General features: G+C 55.6%; 20 protein-coding genes. 13 read left to right on the top strand and 7 right to left on the bottom strand.

The features are described 5' to 3' along the window. Positions 1–143: 143 nt before the first annotated feature. The gene (locus tag AC2FGB_RS03375) at positions 144–1,106 is read left to right on the top strand and encodes a DUF808 domain-containing protein (RefSeq protein ID WP_142634015.1); all 963 of its coding nucleotides are present in this window, start codon (positions 144–146) and stop codon (positions 1,104–1,106) included. A 58-nt stretch (positions 1,107–1,164) separates the two neighbouring features. On the opposite strand, the gene tkt is transcribed toward AC2FGB_RS03375, so the two are convergent. Then, positions 1,165–3,189, bottom strand: a complete 2,025-nt coding sequence (gene tkt / locus AC2FGB_RS03370; protein ID WP_496693209.1) for a transketolase — start codon at positions 3,187–3,189, stop codon at positions 1,165–1,167. A 236-nt stretch (positions 3,190–3,425) separates the two neighbouring features. Between tkt and AC2FGB_RS03365 the strand changes: the two genes are divergently transcribed. From AC2FGB_RS03365 to AC2FGB_RS03355, 3 genes are read left to right on the top strand one after another with little or no spacing between them, the layout of a single operon-like run. Further along, positions 3,426–4,172 (top strand): hypothetical protein, encoded by a 747-nt coding sequence (locus tag AC2FGB_RS03365; RefSeq protein ID WP_496693208.1) that lies wholly within the window; start codon positions 3,426–3,428, stop codon positions 4,170–4,172. Further along, a complete protein-coding gene (locus AC2FGB_RS03360) occupies positions 4,172–4,567 on the top strand; it encodes a cell division protein ZapA (RefSeq protein WP_281994664.1) in 396 nt (131 codons plus the stop codon). The genes AC2FGB_RS03365 and AC2FGB_RS03360 overlap by 1 nt, the downstream gene beginning before the upstream one ends. Positions 4,568–4,599: 32 nt before the next feature. Beyond that, the gene (locus AC2FGB_RS03355) at positions 4,600–4,917 is read left to right on the top strand and encodes an MliC family protein (protein WP_271946931.1); all 318 of its coding nucleotides are present in this window, start codon (positions 4,600–4,602) and stop codon (positions 4,915–4,917) included. Here AC2FGB_RS03355 and grxD read toward each other — a convergent pair whose 3' ends face one another. The 6 genes from grxD to AC2FGB_RS03325 form a co-directional block, all read right to left on the bottom strand. Beyond that, positions 4,918–5,280, bottom strand: a complete 363-nt coding sequence (gene grxD / locus AC2FGB_RS03350; RefSeq protein ID WP_281972151.1) for a Grx4 family monothiol glutaredoxin — start codon at positions 5,278–5,280, stop codon at positions 4,918–4,920. Then, positions 5,234–5,557 (bottom strand): hypothetical protein, encoded by a 324-nt coding sequence (locus AC2FGB_RS03345; RefSeq protein ID WP_496693207.1) that lies wholly within the window; start codon positions 5,555–5,557, stop codon positions 5,234–5,236. The genes grxD and AC2FGB_RS03345 overlap by 47 nt, the downstream gene beginning before the upstream one ends. A gap of 250 nt (positions 5,558–5,807) precedes the next feature. Then, positions 5,808–6,044 (bottom strand): BolA/IbaG family iron-sulfur metabolism protein, encoded by a 237-nt coding sequence (locus tag AC2FGB_RS03340; protein WP_142634001.1) that lies wholly within the window; start codon positions 6,042–6,044, stop codon positions 5,808–5,810. 134 nt (positions 6,045–6,178) lie between these two features. Beyond that, positions 6,179–8,338 carry a phosphoribosylformylglycinamidine synthase subunit PurL gene (purL, locus tag AC2FGB_RS03335; RefSeq protein WP_142635129.1) on the bottom strand — a complete coding sequence of 720 codons (2,160 nt, stop codon included), beginning with the start codon at positions 8,336–8,338 and terminating at the stop codon, positions 6,179–6,181. Positions 8,339–8,572: 234 nt separating this feature from the next. Next, a complete protein-coding gene (locus tag AC2FGB_RS03330) occupies positions 8,573–10,822 on the bottom strand; it encodes a mechanosensitive ion channel family protein (RefSeq protein ID WP_282027424.1) in 2,250 nt (749 codons plus the stop codon). 277 nt (positions 10,823–11,099) lie between these two features. Further along, complete coding sequence (locus AC2FGB_RS03325; RefSeq protein WP_142633997.1) at positions 11,100–12,005, bottom strand: LysR family transcriptional regulator; 906 nt, start codon at positions 12,003–12,005, stop codon at positions 11,100–11,102. A 169-nt stretch (positions 12,006–12,174) separates the two neighbouring features. On the opposite strand from AC2FGB_RS03325, the gene AC2FGB_RS03320 reads away from it, so the two are divergent. The 9 genes from AC2FGB_RS03320 to AC2FGB_RS03280 all read left to right on the top strand — a co-directional run bounded on the left by AC2FGB_RS03320 (position 12,175) and on the right by AC2FGB_RS03280 (position 22,743). Beyond that, complete coding sequence (locus AC2FGB_RS03320) at positions 12,175–15,594, top strand: indolepyruvate ferredoxin oxidoreductase family protein (RefSeq protein ID WP_496693206.1); 3,420 nt, start codon at positions 12,175–12,177, stop codon at positions 15,592–15,594. Positions 15,595–15,672: 78 nt separating this feature from the next. After that, entirely contained in the window at positions 15,673–16,551 is an 879-nt protein-coding gene (locus AC2FGB_RS03315) for a lysophospholipid acyltransferase family protein (protein WP_142633993.1), read from the top strand. 8 nt (positions 16,552–16,559) lie between these two features. After that, positions 16,560–17,369 (top strand): glutamate racemase, encoded by an 810-nt coding sequence (gene murI / locus AC2FGB_RS03310; protein WP_496693205.1) that lies wholly within the window; start codon positions 16,560–16,562, stop codon positions 17,367–17,369. Positions 17,370–17,463: 94 nt separating this feature from the next. Next, entirely contained in the window at positions 17,464–18,492 is a 1,029-nt protein-coding gene (argC, locus tag AC2FGB_RS03305; RefSeq protein ID WP_496693204.1) for an N-acetyl-gamma-glutamyl-phosphate reductase, read from the top strand. A 7-nt stretch (positions 18,493–18,499) separates the two neighbouring features. Further along, complete coding sequence (gene ccmE, locus AC2FGB_RS03300) at positions 18,500–18,946, top strand: cytochrome c maturation protein CcmE (RefSeq protein WP_281972148.1); 447 nt, start codon at positions 18,500–18,502, stop codon at positions 18,944–18,946. Between the two features lie 121 nt (positions 18,947–19,067). Continuing rightward, a complete protein-coding gene (locus tag AC2FGB_RS03295) occupies positions 19,068–19,679 on the top strand; it encodes a holin-associated N-acetylmuramidase (protein ID WP_496693203.1) in 612 nt (203 codons plus the stop codon). Further along, on the top strand, positions 19,670–20,248 hold the full coding sequence (locus AC2FGB_RS03290; protein ID WP_281972146.1) for a holin family protein: 579 nt from the start codon (positions 19,670–19,672) through the stop codon (positions 20,246–20,248). Before AC2FGB_RS03295 ends, AC2FGB_RS03290 begins: the two co-directional genes overlap by 10 nt. Before the next feature lie 75 nt (positions 20,249–20,323). Continuing rightward, on the top strand, positions 20,324–22,288 hold the full coding sequence (locus AC2FGB_RS03285; RefSeq protein WP_496693202.1) for a heme lyase CcmF/NrfE family subunit: 1,965 nt from the start codon (positions 20,324–20,326) through the stop codon (positions 22,286–22,288). Next, positions 22,285–22,743 (top strand): cytochrome c-type biogenesis protein, encoded by a 459-nt coding sequence (locus tag AC2FGB_RS03280; RefSeq protein ID WP_142633979.1) that lies wholly within the window; start codon positions 22,285–22,287, stop codon positions 22,741–22,743. Before AC2FGB_RS03285 ends, AC2FGB_RS03280 begins: the two co-directional genes overlap by 4 nt. Positions 22,744–22,760: the final 17 nt, after the last annotated feature.

Here is a 22,760-nt window from a genome sequence, read left to right as displayed (position 1 = left end):
CGGCACAGACGCTTTCTCAAAAGGGCAAAAGTGACATATTCTTAACGTGTTAGCGCAAACCTTCGCCGGTTGCGCTAACGCTTGCGCTAGCCGTCGGATCGGGTAGGGTCCCCTGGCGACAGGTGAGATGAGAGGAAACACGCATGAGTGGTTTGTTGGCACTGTTGGATGATGTTGCTGGCATAGCAAAGGTTGCTGCAGCGTCAGTGGACGATGTGGTCGCTGCCGCCGGCAAGGCCGGGGCCAAGACTGCGGGCGTGATCATCGATGATGCAGCAGTTACTCCGAAATATGTGCAGGGCTTTGCCCCGGCGCGGGAATTGCCGATCATCTGGCGCATTGCGCGCGGCTCGATTTTCAACAAGATTATCCTGCTGTTGCCAGTCGCCTTGTTGCTGGCCAATTTTGCACCCTGGTTGATAACGCCCTTGTTGATGCTTGGCGGGTCCTATTTGTGCTTCGAAGGGGCAGAAAAGATATTTCACCTGCTTTTCCCTCATGGCAGCCACGTTATAGACGAAGATATGAAGGTCAAAGACCCGGGCCATCTGGAAGAGCAGAAGGTCAAGGGGGCGATCAAAACCGATTTCATCTTGTCCGCCGAGATCATGACAATCGCCCTTGCCGCCATCGAAGCACCGAATATCTGGATGCAGGCGGCAACGCTGGCCGTTGTTGGACTAGGTGTGACCCTGGCCGTTTATGGCTCGGTCGCCTTGATCGTGAAGATGGACGATGTGGGCCTTTTCCTGGCGCGGAACGCACCAACGCCGATCGGGCGCGGATTGGGGCGTGGATTGGTTAAGGCGATGCCGGTTGTCATGAAAGTGCTGTCGATTGTCGGCACAGCTGCGATGCTGTGGGTTGGCGGCTCGATCATCATTCACGGGCTTGAGGTTCTGGGTTTTGGCTGGTTGGGACATCAGATCCATGACATGGCCTATGCAGCCGGGCATGCGGTTTCGGCGCAATGGGAAGGTGCCGTGGAGTGGATTTCCAAAGCCACGATGGATGGCATTTTCGGACTGGCCTGGGGGTTCGTGCTGATCCCGATTGCAACCAAAGTGGTCGCGCCGATTTTGTCTCGGAAATCTGAAACGCATTAATCAGAAAACGAAAAGGGCGGCGCATGGCCGCCCTTCGCTTGATGTTTGAAATTGGGAATTACAGCTCCAGTAATTCCTTGACCTTTGCAACTGTGGCCTCGGCAGTGATGCCGAAATGTTTGTACAGTTCATCAGCGGGGGCAGACGCGCCAAAGCCCGACATGCCGATGAAGCCTGCCTTGGCGTCACGGCCGCGTTCACCCAGCAGCCAGCGGTCCCAGCCTCCGGCGCGGACGGCGGCCTCGATGCCGACACGGACGGCTCCACCGGGCAGAACCCGCTTGCGATACGCTTCATCCTGCTCGGCGAACAGTTCCATGCATGGCATCGACACGACGCGCGTGCCAATGCCCTCGGCCTCGAGCATCGCCTTGGCTTCCATCGCCAGCGACACTTCCGAACCGGTTGCGATCAGGATTGCCTGACGCTTGCCTTCGGCTTCGGCTAGAACATAGCCGCCTTGTGCAGTCAGGTTTTTGGTTTTGTGATCCTTGCGTACGGTCGGCACGCCCTGGCGGGTCAGAGACAAGACCGAAGGGCTGTCCTTGAAGGTCAGCGCCAGTTCCCAGGATTCCGCTGTTTCAACGGCATCCGCCGGGCGGAACACATAGGTATTCGGTGTCGCGCGTGAGATTGCCAGATGCTCGACCGGCTGGTGGGTCGGGCCGTCTTCGCCCAGACCGATCGAGTCATGGGTCATCACAAAGACCGTGGGTATCTTCATCAGCGCTGCAAGCCGCATCGAGGGCCGCGCATAGTCGGTGAACGCCATGAAGGTACCGCCATAGGGACGGATGCCGCCATGCAGCGCCATACCGTTCATCGCGGCGGCCATGCCGTGTTCGCGGATACCGTAATGGATGTACCGACCCTTGCGGTTTTCCGGCAGGAACACGCCCATATCGGCCGATTTCGTGTTGTTCGAACCGGTCAGGTCAGCAGAGCCGCCAATAGTTTCCGGCATGATCGGGTTGACCGCGTTCAGAACTTTCTCGGACGAGGCGCGGGTGGCCAGTTTGGGCTGATCTTCCGACATCTGCTTTTTGAACGAGCGGATGGCACCGGCCAGCTTTTTGGGTGCCTCGAACGCATAAGAGCGGTTGAACTCGGCCTGTTTGCGTTCAGAGATCTGCGCGAAACGCTCCTCCCACGCAGACCGCTCGGCCGCGCCGCGGGAACCGATTGCTTCCCAGGCAGTTTTGACATTTGCCGGAATTTCGAACGCGCCATGCGGGGCGGCATAGGCCTCTTTGGCCGCTTTCAGCTGTTCCTGATCGGTCAGGGCGCCGTGGCCTTTCGAGGTATCCTGCGCGGCGTGACCCAAAGCAATATGGCTTTCACAGGCGATCATGGTCGGCTTGTTTGACGATTTCGCCTTGGTGATGGCCTCGTCGATGGCCTGCGGATCATGACCATCAATCTCGATGACTTGCCAGCCCGAGGCGGCAAAACGTTTCACCTGATCGGTCCGGTCAGCGATGTCGACCGTGCCGTCGATGGTGATGTTGTTGTTGTCCCAGAACACGATCAGCTTACCCAGCTCGTGACGGCCGGCCAGCGTGATGGCCTCTTGGCTAACGCCTTCCATAAGGCAGCCGTCGCCCGCGATGACATAGGTATAGTGATCTACGATCTTCTTGCCGTAATGAGCGCGCTGAATTTCCTCGGCCATGGCAAAACCAACGGCGTTCGAGATCCCCTGACCCAGCGGGCCGGTTGTTGTTTCGATCCCGTTGACAAGGAAGTTCTCGGGGTGACCTGCAGTTTTTGCGCCCAGCTGACGGAAATTCTTGATCTGTTCCAGCGTAACGTCAGCGTTCCCAGTGAGATACAACAGCGAATAGATCAGCATCGAGCCGTGACCGGCGGACAGGATGAACCGGTCGCGGTCGGGCCAGTTTGGGGCCGAGGCATCGAATTTCAGGTGCTTTTCGAACAGTACAGTCGCGACATCGGCCATGCCCATTGGCATACCGGAATGGCCGGAATTGGCGGCGGCGACGGCGTCGAGGGTCAATGTGCGGATGGCCGCAGCTTTGTCCCAGTGTTCGGGGTTGGCATTGCGCAGCGCAGTCAGGTCCACGGGTGTTGTTCCTTTGGATTACAGGCAGATGGCCGCTCAATACCATTCAGCCCTCAAAGTGCAAGTAGAACTGGGTGCTGCAGGGTTTTGCTGGATCAAGAATGTGACCCAAGTCGTTGAAAGCAAACAGTGGGTATTTTCGATGCCATTGGGTTAGACTAGGCCAAGACGCGTACAAGGTTGATTCGGATAACCTCGCGAAACAAAGGAACCTTGATAAAAAAGGTGGCAGGGGCATGAGCCAGATCGAAGAACTACAACGCCGTATTGTGGCCGCGATGGATCGGATTGGATCCGGCATTGCGACAATGGCGGAAGTTGGCGCAGGCAACAGTGGAGAAGATGACACTCTGCGTGTAGCTCTGGATGATGAGAGGGTTGCGAATGCTCAACTTGAAGAGCGTCTCAGATCATTAAAAGAAAGGCACGATTCCGAAGTCGATGCCATGCGCCTAGAAATCGAAGGCTTGCGTAATACCCCGTCCGATAATCAGGAAAGTGCAGCGCTGCGCGAGCAACTCGACGATGCCAGGGCACAGCTTGCCTCGGTCGAAGCCGCACGGGCCGAGTTGGCAAGCGCAAAGGCTGCATTGGAAGATCAGGATGTTGTCGAAGAACTGAAAGCCGAAAATGCCCGTCTTCGTTCGGAATTGGCGGATAGTGAACGCGTGGCGGAACTCAGCGCCGAGTTAGAAATGCTGCGCGCCGAACGCAGTAGCCATGGCGCGGCGATGTCGCGTCTGGATGATGATCTCCAGCGCATGCGCAAAGCCAACGAACAACTACGAATGTCGATCGAAGAGCTGCGCGCAGCTGCAGAAGACGGAATGACCGATGCGGATCTATTGAACCGTGCCACAGCTGCCGAGCTTGAGGCAACGCGCGCAGCGCAGGCCACCGATGCGGCCGAAGCACATGCCGTGCTGGCCCGGTTGGAACCGTTGCTGTCTCAGGCGAAACTGGCCGAAGGAGAGGTGGAATAATGCCTGAATTGACCATTCAAATCGGGGGGCGCGGCTTTGAGGTTTCATGCCAGGAAGGCGAAGAGGTTTTCCTGCAAGCTGCTGCTAAATTGCTGGATGATGAAGCGCAGGTATTGTCGGATCAGATCGGTCGGATGCCTGAATCCCGGATGCTTTTGATGGCTGGATTGATGTTGGCAGACAAAGCCGCCGCCACGGGTGACAAGATCAACTCGCTGGAAAATAAGCTAGCGGAGGCCGAAGCCGAGCTTCGGAACCTGCGCAGCATGCCACAGCCCGAGCCGGAAAGAATTGAAGTTGCCGTGGTTCCACCTTCGGTCACCGACACCTTGGCAGAATTGGCTGCTCGGGCCGAGGCAATGGCGGCATTCATAGAAGAAAAGTCAACGAAATGATAAATATGCGTACTATTGCTATTGCAACTTTCATGTCTGTGTCAGCGCAGGTTTCCTGGGCTGGGATCGATATTCTGCCCGTCACATTTACTTGTGATAACGGCGTGCCTCTTGAGGTTGCCTATTTCAATGCCGAGGATGGATCCAGCGCGGCAGCCATGATGGTCGACAATAAGCTGGTGACTTTGCGCCAAGCTCAGAGCGGCTCTGGTATTCGCTATGAATCCGACGGAACAACTGGCACTTACATCCTGCGCTCCAAAGGCTGGGACGCCACAGTGAGCTTTCTGGCGACAGGTGCAGATGCCGCCAGCGAGCAGGTCTTATTGGGAAATTGCGTCAGCCGCTGATCAGGCGTTTGCTTCCCTGATTTTATCAGCGGCTTCCTTGTTGTAGCCGACACCGTTGTCATCAAACAAGGTGTCCAGCTCACCTGACAGGGTCATCTCGGTGATGATGTCGCATCCACCTACGAACTCGCCTTTGACATAGAGTTGCGGAACAGTCGGCCAGTCAGAATAGTCCTTGATCCCCTGACGCAAGCCTTCGTCGGCTAGTACATTCACGTCAGCAAATTCTACGCCCATGTAGTTCAGCACGCCTGCCACGCGCGAGGAGAATCCGCATTGCGGCATTTCCTTGGTGCCTTTCATATATAGCACCACATCATTGGCTTTGACGGTCTCGTCGATCTGGGTTTTCACGTCGGTCATCTTGGTCATCCTTTTCGCCCGCATCTTCGGCGGTCGTTTCGTTCTCTGCTTGGCCAGGAGCCCAGCCTTCTTTTTCCAATCGTTGGTGCTCGGCCTGTGCCAGCGTCACCGGATCAAGCCCGTACCGTTCAATGCCGCCAACCTTGCTGATTTTGTCGGGGTCCGGGCGCATGTCAGCAAATTTACGCTTTCTGTTGCGTTTTACATAGGCCTCGATCAGCGCGGCGACAACTATCAATGCTGCGATTGCGCAAATGCTGACGAGCCAAAGGTTCATTTCTTGGGGGCCATGGTTTTTGCGTATGCCTGTGGGTCCCGAGGAATAACGATTGCACTAACACCACCGCCTCTGCCTCCGTCTGTCGTTGACGCGACTAGAGTCGCATTCTGGCTGGAGGTTGCCCCCTTGGGATCGCGCGTAACTGGTTTTCGGTCAGAGCGGCTACGTCTGACAATAACCACTACATAAATACCAAGGATGGCAATCAGCACGACGCCCCAAATAGCATATGCCCCAAAAGTCGTGCTCACTCAGGCACTTTCGTCGTCAGCGCCAGCGCGTGCAAGTCGCCATCCGGGCCGTCCATCTTGCCTTTGAGGGCTGCATAGACTGCTCGCTGTTGTTGCACCCGGTTTTTGCCACGAAAGCTCTCATCCACGACCATGGCCGACATATGTACGCCGTCGCTGCCGCCGACCTGAATGTCCGCATCGGGAAACGCGTCGCGCAGCAGGTTCTCAATCTCGTGGGCGCTCATCGGCATGTAGGTTTCTCCTGAAAGTCTTTCCCAAGATGTAGTGCGCCGGGGCGGGGCGCGCAAGGGTCAGATAGACGCCCCGAAATGACAAAAACCTGCACTTGTCAAAGTGCAGGTTTTCAGAAGCGCAGGTGCCAAAATCAGGCGACGGCTTCGGCGAAGCTGTTGCGGAAAGTGGCAGTCAGTTCATCAAGCAAGGCCTCAGAAGAGCCGATGCGGACGCTGTCGCCCGTGAACCGCCCGACCGATACCAGTGGAACGCCAGCCTGACCTGCAGCAATCATCAGGGCTTCGGCCTGGTCAAAGTTGCAGGCGACCAGATAACGGGCCTGATCCTCGCCAAACAGGAATTCGGTCGAGGCGTCGTCAAGCGTTATGCCGACGCCGGTTGCTTCGGCCAGTTCGAAGGCTGCCAATGCCAGACCACCATCGCCAAGATCGGTGCAGGCCTTGATCATCTCTCGGTTTGCGCGGATGAACTCTCCGTTGCGCTTTTCGGCGTCCAGATCGACATGCGGCGCGTCGCCATCTTCGCGGTTGAACACTTCGGCCAGAAGCGCGGATTGGCCCAGATGCCCCTGCGTTTCGCCGATGACCAGAGCCACGTGGCCGTCGCGGACCTCATTACCTATGATCTCGTCCGTGTGCGCCAGAAGGCCGACCGCTCCAATTGTCGGGGTCGGCAGGATCGCCTGACCGTCGGTTTCGTTGTAAAGCGACACGTTGCCGGACACGATGGGCATATCCAACGCTGCGACGGCCTTACCAATGCCTTGGATCGCGCCGACGAACTGGCCCATGATCTCGGGCTTTTCTGGGTTGCCAAAATTCAGGTTGTCAGTGGTCGCCAGCGGCAATGCCCCGACGGCGGTCAGGTTGCGGTAGGCTTCGGCAACAGCTTGCTTGCCGCCTTCAACAGGGTTGGCTCGCACATAGCGCGGGGTCACGTCACTGGTGAAAGCAAGAACCTTGTCGGTGCCGTGTACACGAACCATGCCGGCGCCCAGACCAGGTGTACGCACGGAATCGGCCATAACCATGGTGTCATACTGCTCGTAAACCCATTGCTTGCCCGCATAGTTTGGCGAAGCGAGCAGGGCGCGCAGACCGTCGATTGGGTCGATCTGAGGCACGTCGGCCAGATCTTCTGCTTGCGGTGTAGGCTCCCACGGGCGATCATATTCGGGCGCGGTTGAGGAGAGTTTGGACAGAACCAGATCGGCTTTGACCTCACCATTATGCATGATTAGAAAGCGATCTTCGGCGACGGTTTCACCCACGATGGCGAAATCTAGGTCCCATTTATCGAAAACGGCGCGAGCCTCGGCCTCAAGCTCGGGTTTGAGAACCATCAACATGCGTTCTTGGGATTCCGACAGCATCATCTCATAGGCTGTCATGTTCTCTTCGCGCTGGGGGACGTTTTCCAGATCAAGCCGAACGCCCAGACCGCCTTTGTCACCCATCTCAACTGCGGAACAGGTCAGGCCCGCCGCACCCATGTCTTGGATCGAGATCACCGCGCCGGTCTGCATCAGCTCCAGCGTCGCTTCCATCAGGCGTTTTTCGGTGAAGGGGTCGCCGACCTGAACGGTGGGGCGCTTTTCTTCGATGGTGTCGTCAAACTCGGCGCTGGCCATGGTGGCACCGCCGACGCCGTCGCGCCCGGTTTTCGCACCGAGATAGACAACGGGCATGCCGACGCCCGACGCGGCTGAGTAGAAAATCTTGTCACTGTCTGCCAGCCCGGCTGCGAAGGCATTCACAAGGCAGTTGCCATTATAGGCCGGGTGAAAGCGCACTTCGCCGCCAACGCAAGGGACGCCGAAACAGTTGCCATAGCCGCCGATACCTTCGACCACGCCATTGACCAGCTGACGGGTCTTGTGGTGGCCGGGTTCACCAAAAGACAGCGCGTTCATCGAGGCAATTGGGCGCGCACCCATGGTGAAAACGTCGCGCAGGATACCTCCAACACCTGTGGCTGCACCTTGATAGGGTTCGATGTAAGACGGATGGTTGTGGCTTTCCATCTTGAAGACCACGGCCTGACCATCGCCGATATCGACCACACCTGCATTTTCACCCGGTCCGCAGATCACCTGGGGTCCAGAGGTGGGCAGGGTGCGCAGCCATTTCTTAGAAGATTTGTAGGAACAATGCTCGTTCCACATGGCCGAGAAAATGCCCAACTCGGTAAAGGTTGGCTCGCGCCCGATAATCTCCAGGATCATCTCGTATTCTTCGGGTTTCAACCCGTGCGCGGCAATCAGATCCGGTGTGATGGCGGGCTCTTGCATCGTTTGTCCTGTATCCATGGTGGCCGAGATTGCGGGCCTTGTAGGGCAAGGGCGCGTCTGTGGGAAGGGCCAAGTCAGCGCAGGGTCGAATAACGTAACCGGCATATGCCAATTTCGAGCTTTTCTGCGCTTTGTGTACCCAGAAAAAAAAACGGAACCGCGCTAGTGGCCGGTTCCGTCTATAGTATTTCCTGCCAGACGGCCCAAAAGCCGCGTGGCGTCTGTATCTGGTCTTTAAGCTGGGGTTTCTCCCTTGTTGATCGAGTCCGCCGCAGCGGCCCCAACAGCAGCTTTTTGTTGTTCGGTAAGGTTCTCGGCCTCTTCCAGACCAGGAATTGCTACGCGAACTTCGCGGCGGGCAAAGTCGATGCCATTGGCATTGAACTCGGCCTTCACCCGGTTGAAGATTTCCTTGCGAAGCGTGAACTGCTTGCCCGGCTTGGCCATGAACTTGCCGCGGATGATCATGCCAACATCGTCAAAGTCGAAAACACCTTGCGATTTGAAGGGCTGCAAGAAGCCTTCTTTGTGGGTTTCGTCCGCCATCATCTCGGCGCCGATCTTCTTGAAGATCTTCTTGACCTTGTTGGGATCAGTGTCAAACGGCACGGTGAACTTTAGCTTCATGATCACCCAGTCACGGCTGAAATTGGTCAGCTTTTGAATCTCGCCATAGGGGATCGTGTGAACGGGCCCACGGTGATGGCGGAGCTGCATCGAACGGATCGAGATTTTCTCGACGGTGCCCATGGTGCCGCCGACATCGACATATTCACCCACGCGAAACGCATCGTCGATAAGGAAGAAGACACCGCCGACGATATCTGCCACCAGCTTCTGAGCGCCGAAACCGATCGCAAGACCAAGGACACCAGCACCTGCCAGAAGTGGGGTGATGTTGATGCCCAGCGCGCCCAATGCGAGCAGGCCGAAGATGACCGCAATCGTGACTTGCGCCGTGATCCGCAGCAAGGGAAGAACCGTCGCCAGACGTGAACCGCCTGCGCCGCCACCCTCGCCACCGGCCTCTTCATCCAGCTCTTCTGCCGTTGTCTGTTCCTTGGCAAGACGACGGTTGATCCATAGTGAGACGACCTCGTTCAAGATGTATCCGACAGCGATGATCATCAGGAATTCGATTACCGTACCGCCAACGTCGGTTCCGATCCCGGCAGAGGCGACATGTCGAAGATCAAGCTGCCAGACCCGCGCGATCATAAAGACCACAAACAGGCCGGCCAGCACGCGACCAATCCGGATATAGCTGCGCTTGGCTGATTTATAGGCGCGTTCGGCCAATGGTCCGTCGCCCAACATTGGGGGTTGAAGATGGCGCACTAGGCCACGGATCAGCGTATCAAGCGCTGGTGCGATCAGCAGCCAGAACATCGTCGTGAAATGTGGCCCTTTGCCAAGCAGGGCAAGTGTTCTGGGATCACGCTGTGCGATCAGGAATTCGACCAGGAACCATATCACCACCGAAACGCCGATAGCGAAGTAGGGATAGTAATGAGCGACCTTTTCATCGAATTTGGTGTGGTCCGGATCCGTGCCCAACATCATCTGAGACAACCCTTCGCGCGCGGTCCAAGCGATGATCCCAATGTATATATGGATGCCAGCGTTCAGCCAGAAACCGATACGCGTATCGGCCGGGGTGATACCGTTAAGCAAGTTGAACCGTACGATAAAGAGCGTGAGGCCGATCAATAGAAGAAGGCCAATCAGGTTGCGATGCAGATATTTGGCCCAATGATCGTCTATGTTGACCAACCGGTAATGTGGCTTTTTGGGCGCCAGCACAAAGCGTGAGGCGGCTGCGCCCAGACGCGGAATCCAAATCAGGTAGAAAACGAATGGGGCGGCATAGGTAAGCTGTTCTGTCGTCAGCAAGCCCCGTCCAATCGCCCGGATAACAACATAGAACACAACAAGTCCTGCGATTTCCCGGCAGAATCGGCGGAACAAGTAACGTACCGCGCTCCAAAGATCGGCATCAGAATTCCCATCGGGCTCTTCGTGCCATTTGCGGGTGAGAAACCCAAACAATTTCTCAGCAGCGTATCCGGCCACCAGAACTGCTAGGATCAACCCAAACAGGCCAAACACCCCGGTAGATCCGAATTTCGCTGAGAAATTGCTGAACGCCACAACCTGGGCGCCGACGATATTTGGCAATGTGGTCAAAACCTGCGTCCAAGAGGTAACCATCTCGGCCCAGATTTCACTGATTTCGGTAAGCGGATCTTCATGGTTTTCGTTTGCTGCCGCCTGCTTTTCTGCAACCGCATCGAGCCGTTCCAGCAAAATGGCGCGAACCTGATCGTCGGACATACGTGCCACCAAGCCATCAACCTGATCGGGCGTCAGGTCCTCTGGAATTGTTACCGTAGACGACACGGCCCCACTGTCTTGTGCGTGTACTGGTACCGCAAGAAGAATGGCGGAAATCAACGCCAGTAATAGGCGGAGTGGATGGTGCATGAATTTTCCCTCGAACACGAATTTTTGATCTTTTACGGGATTATAGGCGCGGAGGTGGAAATTTCCCAGCAATTTTCGGCTGTTCGGTGTCACCGATTAAGTCAGGGCCAAAAAAAAGGCCGAGCACTAAGCTCGGCCGTAGTCCAACAGGGAGGTATGAAGATGATGAGCGTTACAGCATCACCGCCTTCGAGTGCTCATTTAGGCATCAGTTTGATAACGATCAAGGCGTTTCAGTGTGATAGTCCGTCATGTCCGCTATGACGTTGACGCATAGCTATAGTTTCCCCATTTTCTTCAGGTGTTTACGCTGCGCGATGATCTCGTCCTGCACAAAATCGCGGAAGGCTGCCACGCGTTTGGAGTGGCGTAACTCTTCGGGGTAGGCGAGATAAACAGGAACGTCTGCCGTTTCGATGTCTGAAAGTACCGGCAGCAGATGCGGGAAATCATGCGTGACATAATCGGGCAGCAAGCCAATTCCCAGATTGTGCAGTACGCCCTGCAAGACACCGAAATAGTTGTTCACTGTCAGCAACGACGCCGGGTTATAGGTCATCAGATGCCGTACCATTGCCGCACTGGCCCCTACTTGGGGGGCTGAGGGGGTCTGACAGATAAGTCGATGGCTCGAGATTTCTTCGAGGGAGGCAGGTTGACCGCTTTCCTTTAGATATTCCGGGGTAGCATAAAGCAGCATCTGTACTGTCATCAGGCGCTTGCGCACCAGATCAGCCTGGCTAGGCTCTTTCATACGAATGGCGACATCGGCCTCGCGCATTGGCAGGTCAAGAACGCGTTCCTCAAGCATGAGGTCGATATTTAGGTCCGGGTATTGTTCATACAGCTTTGGCAACCTCGGAGCGAGCCATAGGGTCCCAAAGCCAAATGTGGTTGTGACCCGCAGCACACCAAAGACTTCTTCTTCGCTGTCTCGTATGCGCGCCGCTGCCGCGTCCAGTCGCTTGGACATTGCCGAGGTGGCGTCGAACAGCAGCTCACCCTGTTCGGTCAGAATCAGACCGCGGGCGTGACGATGGAACAACGTCGAATCAAGTGACTCTTCCAATGCCCGAATTTGTCTGCTGACTGCCGATTGAGATAGGTTCAGCTTATCGCCTGCATGTGTCAGGCTGCCCGCATCTGCAACCGCGTGAAATATCCTAAGCTTGTCCCAATCCATCGCCGCAACTTTCGTTATCCTGCCGAACGCCTATATGAAATAGGTGACAACTTCCACATTCAAACGGCGAAATCCTTGCGTTTCAGAGGATAAGCTCTAGGCAGGTCAGTTATTATGACCTAATATGGAAGCAGATGAAGCACACTGATCTGACGAGGGGAGGCGTTTGATGAGTAAGCCACAAATTTCTTTGAACGACCGTTTCGACTTAAGTAAAAACACGGTTCTATTGAACGGCACTCAGGCGCTTGTGCGCCTTATGCTGATGCAAAAGGCGCGCGACACGAAATCGGGTCTGAACACTGCGGGATTGGTGACGGGATACCGCGGATCGCCCCTTGGAGCGGTCGACCAGCAGATGATGCGCGCGCAGAAACAGCTGACAGAAAGCGATGTCACTTTTCAATACGGTCTGAACGAGGATCTTGCGGCAACCGCGCTTTGGGGCAGTCAGCAGGCCGGGTTAAGGGGTGACGGCAAGTTCGATGGCGTCTTTGGTCTGTGGTACGGAAAAGGACCTGGTGTAGATCGGTCAGGCGACGTGATGCGCCATGCCAATATGGCAGGGACGGCGGCACATGGTGGCGTTCTGATGGCCATGGGGGATGATCACACGGGCGAAAGCTCGACCGTTCTGCATCAGTCCGAGTGGTCGCTGGTTGATATGTACATGCCAGTGGTCAGCCCGGCCGGAGTACAAGAGATACTCGACTACGGCGTTTACGGATTCGCGCTCAGTCGGTTCGCCGGTGTCTGGGTCGGCCTCAAGACCATGAAGGACACGATCGAGGTGACCTCGGTCGTTGATGGCAACCCTGATCGCATGAAAGTCTTGGTGCCCGAGTTTGATATGCCCGAAGGAGGGCTGAACATCCGGCTTGGCGATACGCCTCATCTGCAGGAAGAGCGCATTATTGATTACAAGCGTTTTGCGGCTGAAACGTTTTCACGGGCCAACCGGATGGACAAACGTGTCTGGGGCAAACCCGGCGCAAAGATAGGTCTGGTGGCCGCTGGCAAGAACTGGCTGGACCTTACCCACGCGCTTTCCTTGTTGAATATTGATGAGGCCGAGGCCGAGCGCCTTGGCATCACGACCTATAAGGTCGGACAGACGTTCCCTCTGGATATGTCCGGATTTCATGACTGGGCAGAAGGTTTGGACCTGATCGTAATCGTTGAGGAAAAACGCAAACTGATCGAGGTTCAGGTTAAGGAAGCGATCTTTGACGACCGCCGTGGTCGACGAGTCTATGGCTGGTACAAGGGCGGTGCTGGGACGCTGCATCGGGAAGAGCTGTTTCCCACCCGCGGTGCCCTTGATCCGAACATGATCGCTGAAAAACTGGGCGGTATTCTGATTGAAGAAGGCCGTGATACCGACGGGGTCCGCGCAGGTTTGACCAAGCTGACCGAAGCGCGCCGGGCGGACAATGCCGAGGAAATAGCCTCGCGCCTTCCGTATTTCTGTTCTGGATGCCCGCATAACAGTTCGACCAAGGTACCAGACGGAAGCCGGGCCTATGCAGGCATCGGATGCCATTACATGGTTCAGTGGATGGATCGAAGCACATTTGGCTTTACTCAGATGGGTGGCGAAGGGGCAAACTGGATCGGGGAAGAGCCGTTCTCGACCACCAATCATGTGTTCCAGAACCTCGGAGACGGCACCTATAACCATTCCGGTGTTCAGGCGATCCGGGCAGCTTTGTCGGCGGGTACGAACATCACCTTCAAGATTCTGTTCAACGATGCAGTCGCAATGACGGGCGGGCAGGGCAATGAGGGTGATCTGACCGCCGAAAGGATCGCGGCCGAGGTCAAGGCTATGGGCGTCACACATGTCGCGTTGGTCTATGACGAAAAAGAAGATGTAAACTTCAAAGCCCTACCCGCAGGGGTAGAGAGCTTTGAGCGCGCCGAACTGATGAATGTGCAAGAGAAATTCCGCACCTATGAGGGCGTCTCGATCATCGTCTATGTCCAGACCTGCGCCGCTGAGAAACGCCGTCGTCGTAAACGCGGAACCTTTCCCGACCCGGACAAAAGGGTCTTTATCAATACGGATGTCTGTGAGGGCTGCGGTGACTGCGGCATCCAATCGAACTGTGTTTCGATTGTTCCCAAGGAAACCGAACTTGGCCGGAAACGCGCGATTGACCAATCAAGCTGTAACAAGGATTTTTCGTGTCTGAGAGGGTTCTGCCCCTCCTTTGTTACGCTGGAAGGCGCGAAGATTCGCAAAGAAGCGACGACCGAACTTGATCTGCCCGATCTTCCGATGCCCGAGCTGCCTGAAATAGTGGGCACACATAATGTTGTCATCACCGGCATCGGTGGGACCGGAGTTGTCACGCTGGGGGCGATTCTGGCACAGGCGGCCCAGATTGACGGCAAAGGCGCCGGAATGATGGAGATGGCAGGCTTGGCCCAGAAAGGCGGTGCGGTTCATATTCATTGCCGTATTGCCAACCGGCCAGAAGATATCAGTGCAATACGTGTGGCAACGGGTGAAGCCGACACATTGATCGGTGGTGATTTGGTTGTGTCCGCCGGGGCCAAAACACTTGGCCTGACACGCTTGGGTCAGACCGGAGCGGTGGTCAACAGCCACGAAACCGTTACCGGTGACTTCACGCGCGACACTAAGTTTAGGATTCCTGGTGAGAGGCTGGAATTGGCGCTGCAAGCACGATTGAAAGAAGACGTTTCCCTGTTTGATGCCACTGAGCTTGCGCGCGCAGTGATGGGAGACTCAATCTATTCGAACATGATGGTTTTGGGGGCCGCATGGCAGCGCGGGCTGATACCCGTCAACCTCGATGCGGTGATTGCAGCCATTGATCTGAACGGAACGGCGGTAGAACGCAACAAAAGAGCCTTTGAGATCGGTCGTTGGGCGGTTTTACACCCGGAAAAAGTTGATGAGATTCTACGGCCAAGTGTTTCCGACCTCCCGAAATCACCAGAGCAGGTCATCGCGTTCCGCGCCGATCATCTAACCCAGTATCAAAGCGCTCGTCTGGCGAAACGCTACCGCAAAATCGTTGACTCGTTTGAGGATGCAGGAATTCGTGATGCTGTCGCAAAAGGGTATCATAAGCTGTTGTCTTACAAGGACGAATACGAAGTGGCCCGGTTGTTACTGTCCAGTCGGGAGAAAGCCGCCGCCGAATTTGATGGCGAATTCAAAATGACTTTCCACCTTGCCCCACCGCTGCTTGGTGGCAAAGGACCAGATGGCCGACCCCGCAAACGGAGTTTCGGCGAATGGATGTTGAAGCCGCTGAAATTCATGTCTCGGCTAAAAGTTCTTCGAGGTACTCCGCTGGATATCTTTGGCTATAGTGTCGAACGTCGAATGGAGCGCGCGCTGATCAAGCAGTATGAGCGTGATCTCAAAGAGATCACTCCGCTGATTTCCATCCAAACAAAGGATGCCGTAATTTCGCTCGCTAAGTTGCCCTTGGATATCAAAGGTTTTGGACCCGTCCTTAAGGCGAATGAGGCGAGCGCCGCCAAACGCAGAGAGGAATTGTTGACCACGATACGGAACGGAGGACCTGAATTACAGGCCGCCGCCGAGTAATTCGTCACAACCGTGTCACGACAGCTAGGCAAAATTGTTACTTGCATTTAAAATGCAAGTACAAAACCGGAGATTTCCATGCCCTCGCGACGCCATGTTGCACGTGACATTTCTTATGCCTATTCCGCCGAAACCAAAAGCGGACGGATGGTCATCAAGCTTATGGAGAACACCACAGGCCGCCTGCGCCTTATCAGGCGTGCTGATGGGTACGAAAAAGACGTGGCCAACGGGCGAGATTTCTGGTCGGTCATGGTTGAGAGATACGGTTTGTCTCTGGATGTGGTTGGCGGGTCATTGTCTAATATTCCCCGTAATGGCCCTCTGATTTTGATTGCCAATCACCCATATGGAATTCTGGATGGGTTGATGATGGGGCACATGTTGTCCAGTACGCGTGGGGATTTTCGCATTCTGGCCAACCATGTGTTTCGTAAGGCAGAGGATCTGAATCGGGTCGTTCTGCCGATTTCATTCGACGATACAAAAGCTGCGATGAAGCAGAACCTGGAGACCCGCAAGAAAGCTTTGAACTATCTGGGCGAGGGCGGCGCGATTGGCATATTTCCCGGCGGTACCGTCAGCACAGGGGCAAAGCCTTTCTCGTACCCGATGGACCCGGGCTGGCGTGGCTTCACGGCGCGGATGGTTGCCAAATCAGACGCGACAGTTGTGCCGGTCTTTTTTGACGGTCATACCTCACGCCTGTTTCAGATCGCCAGCCATCTGCACAATACATTGCGCATGGGATTGCTAATCAAGGAATTCAAAAAACGCGTTGATACCCCGGTCCAGGTGGTGATCGGAGAGCCCATCGGCCGCGACGTTCTGGACCCGTTGGCCAAGGATACGCGCAAGATGATGGATTTCTTGCGCAAAGCAACGTATGAGCTGTCTCCAAAGCCACTAAAGTCTTATGACTATGGCTATGAATTTGAGGAACGGCATCGCGCCTAAAGGGGCAAATGGCAGTAGGCATTTTTGATTCTGGTTTGGGCGGTCTGACCGTTCTGAACGCCGCGCAGAAACGTCTTCCCGACGTTGATTTCCTGTATTACGCGGACAGCGCACATGCGCCTTACGGGGTGCGTGATGTAGAGAATATTTATGAGCTGACCCGGGGTGCGGTGAACGACCTCTGGAACCGGGGATGTGATCTGGTGATTCTGGCCTGCAATACGGCCAGCGCTGCTGCTTTGCGGCGGATGCAGGAAGAGGGCGTGCCTCAAGGCAAGCGCGTCTTGGGCGTTTTTGTTCCATTGATCGAAGCGCTGACTGAGCGGCAATGGGGTGACAACAGCCCGCCGCGTGAAGTCGCGGTCAAACACGTCGCTTTGTTTGCGACCCCGGCCACCGTATCGAGTCGCGCGTTTCAACGCGAGTTGGCCTTTCGTGCGATTGGCGTAGATGTTGAGGCGCAGGCCTGCGGTGGGGTCGTTGATGCCATCGAGGAAGGCGACATGATCCTGGCCGAAGCGCTGGTGCGAAGCCATGTGGACGCCCTGAAACGCAAGATGCCAGATCCTCAGGCCGCAATTCTGGGCTGTACGCACTATCCCTTGATGGCAGAGGCGTTTCAGAAGGCCTTAGGACCCGACGTTGAGGTGTTCAGCCAGGGTGATCTGGTTGCCGAAAGTCTGGCAGACTATTTGCAGCGGCACCCGAACATGCAGGGTGCGGCAAAGGGCGGTTATCTGACCACTGGTAAGCCAGGCGTTGTCAGTGATCGCGCCACCCAATTCCTCCGACGACAAATTACTTTCGAGGCTGTCTGACTTTGGTCAAAGACGCGGCCTGAAAGAACCCGTAATCCCATGACCGTCACAGTGGCGGGCATGAACAGTGGCATACAGTTTCAAGAGGTCCAAGATGACCCACAAAATCGCAATTCTGGGCGCTTCGGGTTATACCGGCGCTGAACTGGTTCGGTTGATCGCCGAGCATCCGAATATGGAAATCGCTGCACTTTCTGCCGAGCGGAAAGCCGGACAGTCGATGGCGCAGGTGTTCCCTCATTTGCGGCACCTGCAGCTTCCGGTTCTTGGCAAGATTTCGGAAATCGACTTTTCAGGGATCGACCTGTGCTTTTGCGCGCTGCCACATAAAACCAGCCAGGAAGTTATCCGCGATCTGCCGAAGGACCTTAAAATCATCGACCTGTCCGCCGATTTCAGGCTACGCGACCCTGAGGAATATGAAAAATGGTATGGCAACCCTCATGCGGCTTTGGAGCAGCAGGAGGAGGCCGTTTACGGCCTGACCGAGTTTTATCGCGATCAAATTCGCACGGCCCGCTTGGTTGCCGGAACAGGCTGCAACGCCGCCACCGGACAATATGTTTTGCGCCCTTTGATTTCGGCCGGCGTCATTGATCTGGATGACATCATTCTGGACCTCAAATGCGCGGTGTCTGGTGCCGGGCGGTCGCTGAAAGAAAACCTGCTGCATGCCGAACTTAGCGAAGGGTATAACGCATATGCTGTTGGCGGTACGCATCGGCATTTGGGGGAATTCGATCAAGAATTTTCTGCCCTTGCAGGGCGCCCGGTCCATGTTCAGTTCACTCCGCATCTGGTTCCGGCAAACCGGGGTATCCTAGCGACTACATATGTCAAAGGTGACCCCACGAGCGTTTATGAAGCGCTTGTGAAAACCTATGAAAGCGAACCATTTATCCAGATGCTGCCATTTGGCGAAACACCCTCGACCCACCATGTGCGCGGCTCAAATTTCTGCCATATCGGCGTGGCCAGCGACCGGATCGAGAGGCGCGCCATTGTGATCGGAGCACTGGATAACCTGACAAAAGGTAGCAGTGGCCAAGCCTTGCAGAACGCTAACCTGATGTTAGGTGAAGCTGAAACTGCGGGTCTGATGATGGCCCCACTTTTCCCATGAGGAACAAATGAAAACGCTCAAGAAACGTCGTCGCGTTCAGATCATCCTTCTGTCAATCGTTGCTTTGGCAGTGTCTACGGCGTTGATCGGATACGCTATGCAGGACGGCATCAATTTCTTCCGCTCACCCAGTGAAGTAATGGCAGAGCCACCAAAACCGACTGAAATATTCCGGATCGGTGGTCTTGTCGAAGAGGGTTCGATCGTGCGGGGGCAAGGGGAAACCGTGCGTTTCGTGGTGACGGACGGTGGCGAAAGTGTGCCGGTCACGTTTACTGGGGTTTTGCCTGATTTGTTCTCGGAAAACCAGGGTATGATTGGTACCGGAAGCTACGTAAACGGAGTCTTTGAAGCCTCAGAAATTCTTGCGAAACACGATGAGACCTATATGCCAAAAGAGGTTGTGGACGCGTTGAAAGAACAAGGTATTTACAAGGAGGCCGGCGAGAGCTGAGCCATAGGCTTTGAGATCGGAATTCGGGCGTTGCGTGGATCGACATGCAGCGCCCTTTCTATTTTAGCTGTATTAACAGAATTGTCCGAGCGTCTGTCTGTCCCAAGTTGGAGAACAGTACATGCAGACGGTTCGGCAGATCGCGGAACAGATAGTTACGCGTGAAGGTGGTTTTGTCGATGACCCCGACGATCCGGGTGGAGCGACAAAATTCGGCGTAACAGTCCATACCATGCGCAGATTGCAACTGGACCTGACGCAGGACGGGATGGTTGATGTATCCGATGTAAAGCGGCTGAGCCGGTCGCAGGCCGTTGAAATCTTTATCCGCCACTATTTCTCAAAACCGCGATTACACCTACTGCCTAACATTCTGCAGCCATCTGTTTTCGACATGTACGTGAATTCAGGCGTTCAAGCTGTTAAAATTATGCAATATTTGCTGCGTGAAATGGGGTATCATGTCGTCGTAGATGGCGTTGTGGGCCCGCAGACGGCGCAGGCTTGCAGTGCTGCGTCTGAACCGGACCCTGTCGCGCTGCGGGATGCTTATGGCGTTGCCAGGAGAAACTATTATTTCCGGATAGCGGAACGGCGTCCAACCTCTCGCAAATATGCTCGGTCCCGGTCTGGGGCAAAAGGTGGCTGGATACGACGCGCCGAGGAATTCCTGTCACCGACCTATCATCTTAGCGACGCAGAGTTTCAAAGGAGGGTTTCTGAATGGGGCTGATCTCGGGAATATTTGCGTTCTTGTTTGGCGAGGGTCGGAATGTCGTGCGTGAAACAACCGAAGTCTTTCGTGAAAATGCTGAGCAGGGCGCTAAACGCGACCTGACGCGACAACAGGGAGTACTGGAACAGTATAGGGCTGAGTTCGAGCGGGTTCAAAAAAGTGCATTTGACCGTTTTATGGATGGGCTCAACCGGCTGCCGCGCCCCGCCATGGCCTTGGGAACATTGGGGCTGTTTATCGCCGCTATGGTCGATCCGCTTTGGTTTGCCGCTCGGATGCAGGGGATTGCGTTGGTACCTGAGCCCTTGTGGTGGTTGTTGGGCGTGGTCGTCTCGTTCTATTTCGGCGCAAGACACCAGACCAAAGTGCAGGATCTGCAGCGTGAAATTTCGGCAACGATGACACGTACTCCGAAAGTTATGGAAAACATCGAAACACTGGCAGAGATGCGGGAACGTTTGATTGGGGTCGCTGATACTGGGACAGATGCAGGCTTGGCCGATGAGGTCCTAAAACCCGATTTCAACCCTGCGCTCGAGGATTGGCGGCGGGGTCGGTCCGCCTGACCCGCGACACTATGTGCGTCCGGCAGAGGCGAAAGTGATTGGTGATTGTCCCTCAACAGGAATATATGCGGGACCATGATTACAGAACTTGGTCACTTCGCGCTGATACTCGCCTTTCTCGTCGCCATCGTTCAGACGGTCATTCCGCTGATAGGGGCGGCGAAACGGTGGACTGGCTGGATGTCCTTTGCAGAAACCGCCGCTATTGCACAGTTTCTGTTAGTCGCCTTCTCTTTCGCGGCGTTGGTCTGGGCCTTTACCACCTCTGATTTCTCATTGCGGATAGTGGTTGAAAACAGCCATTCCGCCAAACCGATGCTGTATAAAATCAGCGGCACGTGGGGCAACCACGAAGGGTCAATGTTACTGTGGGTCCTGATCGTCGCAGTTTTCGGGGCCATGGCCGCTTTTTTTGGCGCAGGGTTACCTCCGACTCTCAAAGCGCGCGTGCTGGCGGTTCAGGCGGCCGTAGGGGTGGCGTTTTACGCTTTTATCCTGCTCACCTCGAACCCATTTGACCGTCTGATTATCGCCCCGTTCGATGGGCGGGATCTCAACCCATTATTGCAAGATCCAGGTTTGGCATTCCACCCGCCGTTTCTGTATCTGGGCTATGTCGGCCTGAGCATGGCATTCAGCTTTGCAGTGGCCGCGCTGATCGAAGGGCGCGTGGATGCCTCTTGGGGGAGGTGGGTGCGTCCCTGGACGCTGGCCGCATGGATTTTTCTGACTATTGGGATCGCGCTTGGATCCTGGTGGGCCTATTACGAGCTGGGCTGGGGCGGGTTCTGGTTCTGGGATCCGGTCGAAAACGCTTCTTTCATGCCGTGGCTATTGGCGGCAGCCCTGTTACATTCTGCTATCGTGGTCGAAAAGCGTGAAGCGCTGAAGAGCTGGACCATCCTTCTGGCGATTATCGCCTTTGGCTTTTCGCTGATCGGGACGTTCATTGTGCGATCGGGGCTTTTGACTTCGGTACATGCCTTTGCCAATGATCCTGAACGCGGCGTGTTTATCCTGATCATTCTTGTGGTCTTCATTGGCGGTGCGTTGACACTCTATGCGGCACGCGCGCAAGCGATGGAGGCCAAGGGCGTGTTTGGTATGGTCAGCCGCGAAAGCGCCCTGGTGCTGAACAACATTCTATTGGCGGTCAGCTGTTTCGTTGTGTTCTTCGGAACCTTGTGGCCGATGGTGGCCGAGATGGCATTTGATCGCAAACTCTCGGTCGGCGCGCCGTTCTTTAATGCGGCGTTCACACCGTTCATGGTTGCGCTGGGGATTGTATTACCGCTTGGTGCAATGCTTCCGTGGAAACGTGGAAAGCTTGGCAAGGCGGCGCATTCGTTGCGGTTCGCATTCCTTCTGGCGGTTGCGCTTGGCTTGCTCGTTTGGGTCATGCAGACCGGTCGCAGCGCATTGGGACCCGTGGGGCTGTTTCTGGGGGCCTGGATCACATTTGGCGCTATTGTGGACCTTTGGAGCCGTACTGGAAGAAAAAACAACCTGCAGCGTCTGTTCAGACTGCCCGGTGCCGATTGGGGCAAGGCTGCAGCCCATACCGGACTGGGGGTTACGATCTTTGCCATCGCCGGGCTGACCGCATGGGAGGTCGAGGATATCCGCGTTGCGCAGACGGGGCAGCCTTTCGAGGTTGGCCAGTTCACCCTGACACTTGAACAGGTTCGGAATGTCGAGGGGCCCAACTATTTCTCAACCACAGCCGATGTTAAGGTCGAACAGGCCGGTCGAACAATCGCAACACTGCATCCGGAAAAACGCGACTACCCAGTTTCAAGGATGCCAACGACTGAAGCTGCGATTGACTATCGGTTTCTCAGGGATCTTTACGTCGTCATTGGAGATCAGCAGACAAATGGTGGCTGGGTCGTGCGGACTTATATCAAGCCTTTAGCGAATTGGATTTGGGGCGGGTGCCTACTGATGGCGCTCGGTGGCGTTCTTAGCCTGTGCGACAGGCGTTTTCGCGTTGCGGCAGGCGCGCGCAAGACGCCGACGCAGGGGGTTCCGGCGGAATGAAACGGTTTCTACTGATACTGCTTTTATTGGCAACGCCAAGCATGGCTGTCCAACCTGACGAGGTGCTTGATGATCCGATCCTGGAACAGAGGGCGCGGGATCTGAGTTCCGGCTTGCGCTGTCTGGTTTGCCGCAACGAAAGCATAGACGAAAGCAATGCAGGATTGGCCCGTGACTTGCGCCTGTTATTGCGCGAACGCCTGGTGGCCGGCGATACAGATGGACAGGCGATTGACTTTATCGTTGATCGCTACGGCGAATATGTTTTGCTAAGGCCAACAACGTCAGGATCGAACATCCTTTTGTGGCTGGCCGGTCCGATCATGCTTTTGATCGCTGTGGCGACTGGTTTCAGCTTTTTACGCAAAAGATCGGCGGAACAGGACCGAAGGGAAGGTGACGGCCTCCTTAGCGACGCCGAGAAAGAACGATTACGCGAAATCCTCAAAGATTGACCTTCGGTTCACCTTTT

The sequence above is a fragment of the Ruegeria sp. CDSC021 genome, from assembly GCF_059610845.1.
This window is presented reverse-complemented; position numbering and strand designations above follow the sequence as displayed.

Bases quoted from the DNA above. Each gene is read 5' to 3' on its own strand.
- AC2FGB_RS03375 (WP_142634015.1), top strand. From the start codon at position 144: ATGAGTGGTTTGTTGGCACTGTTGGATGATGTTGCTGGCATAGCAAAG.
- AC2FGB_RS03365 (WP_496693208.1), top strand. From the start codon at position 3,426: ATGAGCCAGATCGAAGAACTACAACGCCGTATTGTGGCCGCGATGGAT.
- AC2FGB_RS03360 (WP_281994664.1), top strand. From the start codon at position 4,172: ATGCCTGAATTGACCATTCAAATCGGGGGGCGCGGCTTTGAGGTTTCA.
- AC2FGB_RS03355 (WP_271946931.1), top strand. From the start codon at position 4,600: ATGTCTGTGTCAGCGCAGGTTTCCTGGGCTGGGATCGATATTCTGCCC.
- grxD (WP_281972151.1), bottom strand. From the start codon at position 5,280: ATGACCGACGTGAAAACCCAGATCGACGAGACCGTCAAAGCCAATGAT.
- AC2FGB_RS03345 (WP_496693207.1), bottom strand. From the start codon at position 5,557: ATGAACCTTTGGCTCGTCAGCATTTGCGCAATCGCAGCATTGATAGTT.
- AC2FGB_RS03340 (WP_142634001.1), bottom strand. From the start codon at position 6,044: ATGCCGATGAGCGCCCACGAGATTGAGAACCTGCTGCGCGACGCGTTT.
- purL (WP_142635129.1), bottom strand. From the start codon at position 8,338: ATGCAAGAGCCCGCCATCACACCGGATCTGATTGCCGCGCACGGGTTG.
- AC2FGB_RS03330 (WP_282027424.1), bottom strand. From the start codon at position 10,822: ATGCACCATCCACTCCGCCTATTACTGGCGTTGATTTCCGCCATTCTT.
- AC2FGB_RS03325 (WP_142633997.1), bottom strand. From the start codon at position 12,005: ATGGATTGGGACAAGCTTAGGATATTTCACGCGGTTGCAGATGCGGGC.
- AC2FGB_RS03320 (WP_496693206.1), top strand. From the start codon at position 12,175: ATGAGTAAGCCACAAATTTCTTTGAACGACCGTTTCGACTTAAGTAAA.
- AC2FGB_RS03315 (WP_142633993.1), top strand. From the start codon at position 15,673: ATGCCCTCGCGACGCCATGTTGCACGTGACATTTCTTATGCCTATTCC.
- murI (WP_496693205.1), top strand. From the start codon at position 16,560: ATGGCAGTAGGCATTTTTGATTCTGGTTTGGGCGGTCTGACCGTTCTG.
- argC (WP_496693204.1), top strand. From the start codon at position 17,464: ATGACCCACAAAATCGCAATTCTGGGCGCTTCGGGTTATACCGGCGCT.
- ccmE (WP_281972148.1), top strand. From the start codon at position 18,500: ATGAAAACGCTCAAGAAACGTCGTCGCGTTCAGATCATCCTTCTGTCA.
- AC2FGB_RS03295 (WP_496693203.1), top strand. From the start codon at position 19,068: ATGCAGACGGTTCGGCAGATCGCGGAACAGATAGTTACGCGTGAAGGT.
- AC2FGB_RS03290 (WP_281972146.1), top strand. From the start codon at position 19,670: ATGGGGCTGATCTCGGGAATATTTGCGTTCTTGTTTGGCGAGGGTCGG.
- AC2FGB_RS03285 (WP_496693202.1), top strand. From the start codon at position 20,324: ATGATTACAGAACTTGGTCACTTCGCGCTGATACTCGCCTTTCTCGTC.
- AC2FGB_RS03280 (WP_142633979.1), top strand. From the start codon at position 22,285: ATGAAACGGTTTCTACTGATACTGCTTTTATTGGCAACGCCAAGCATG.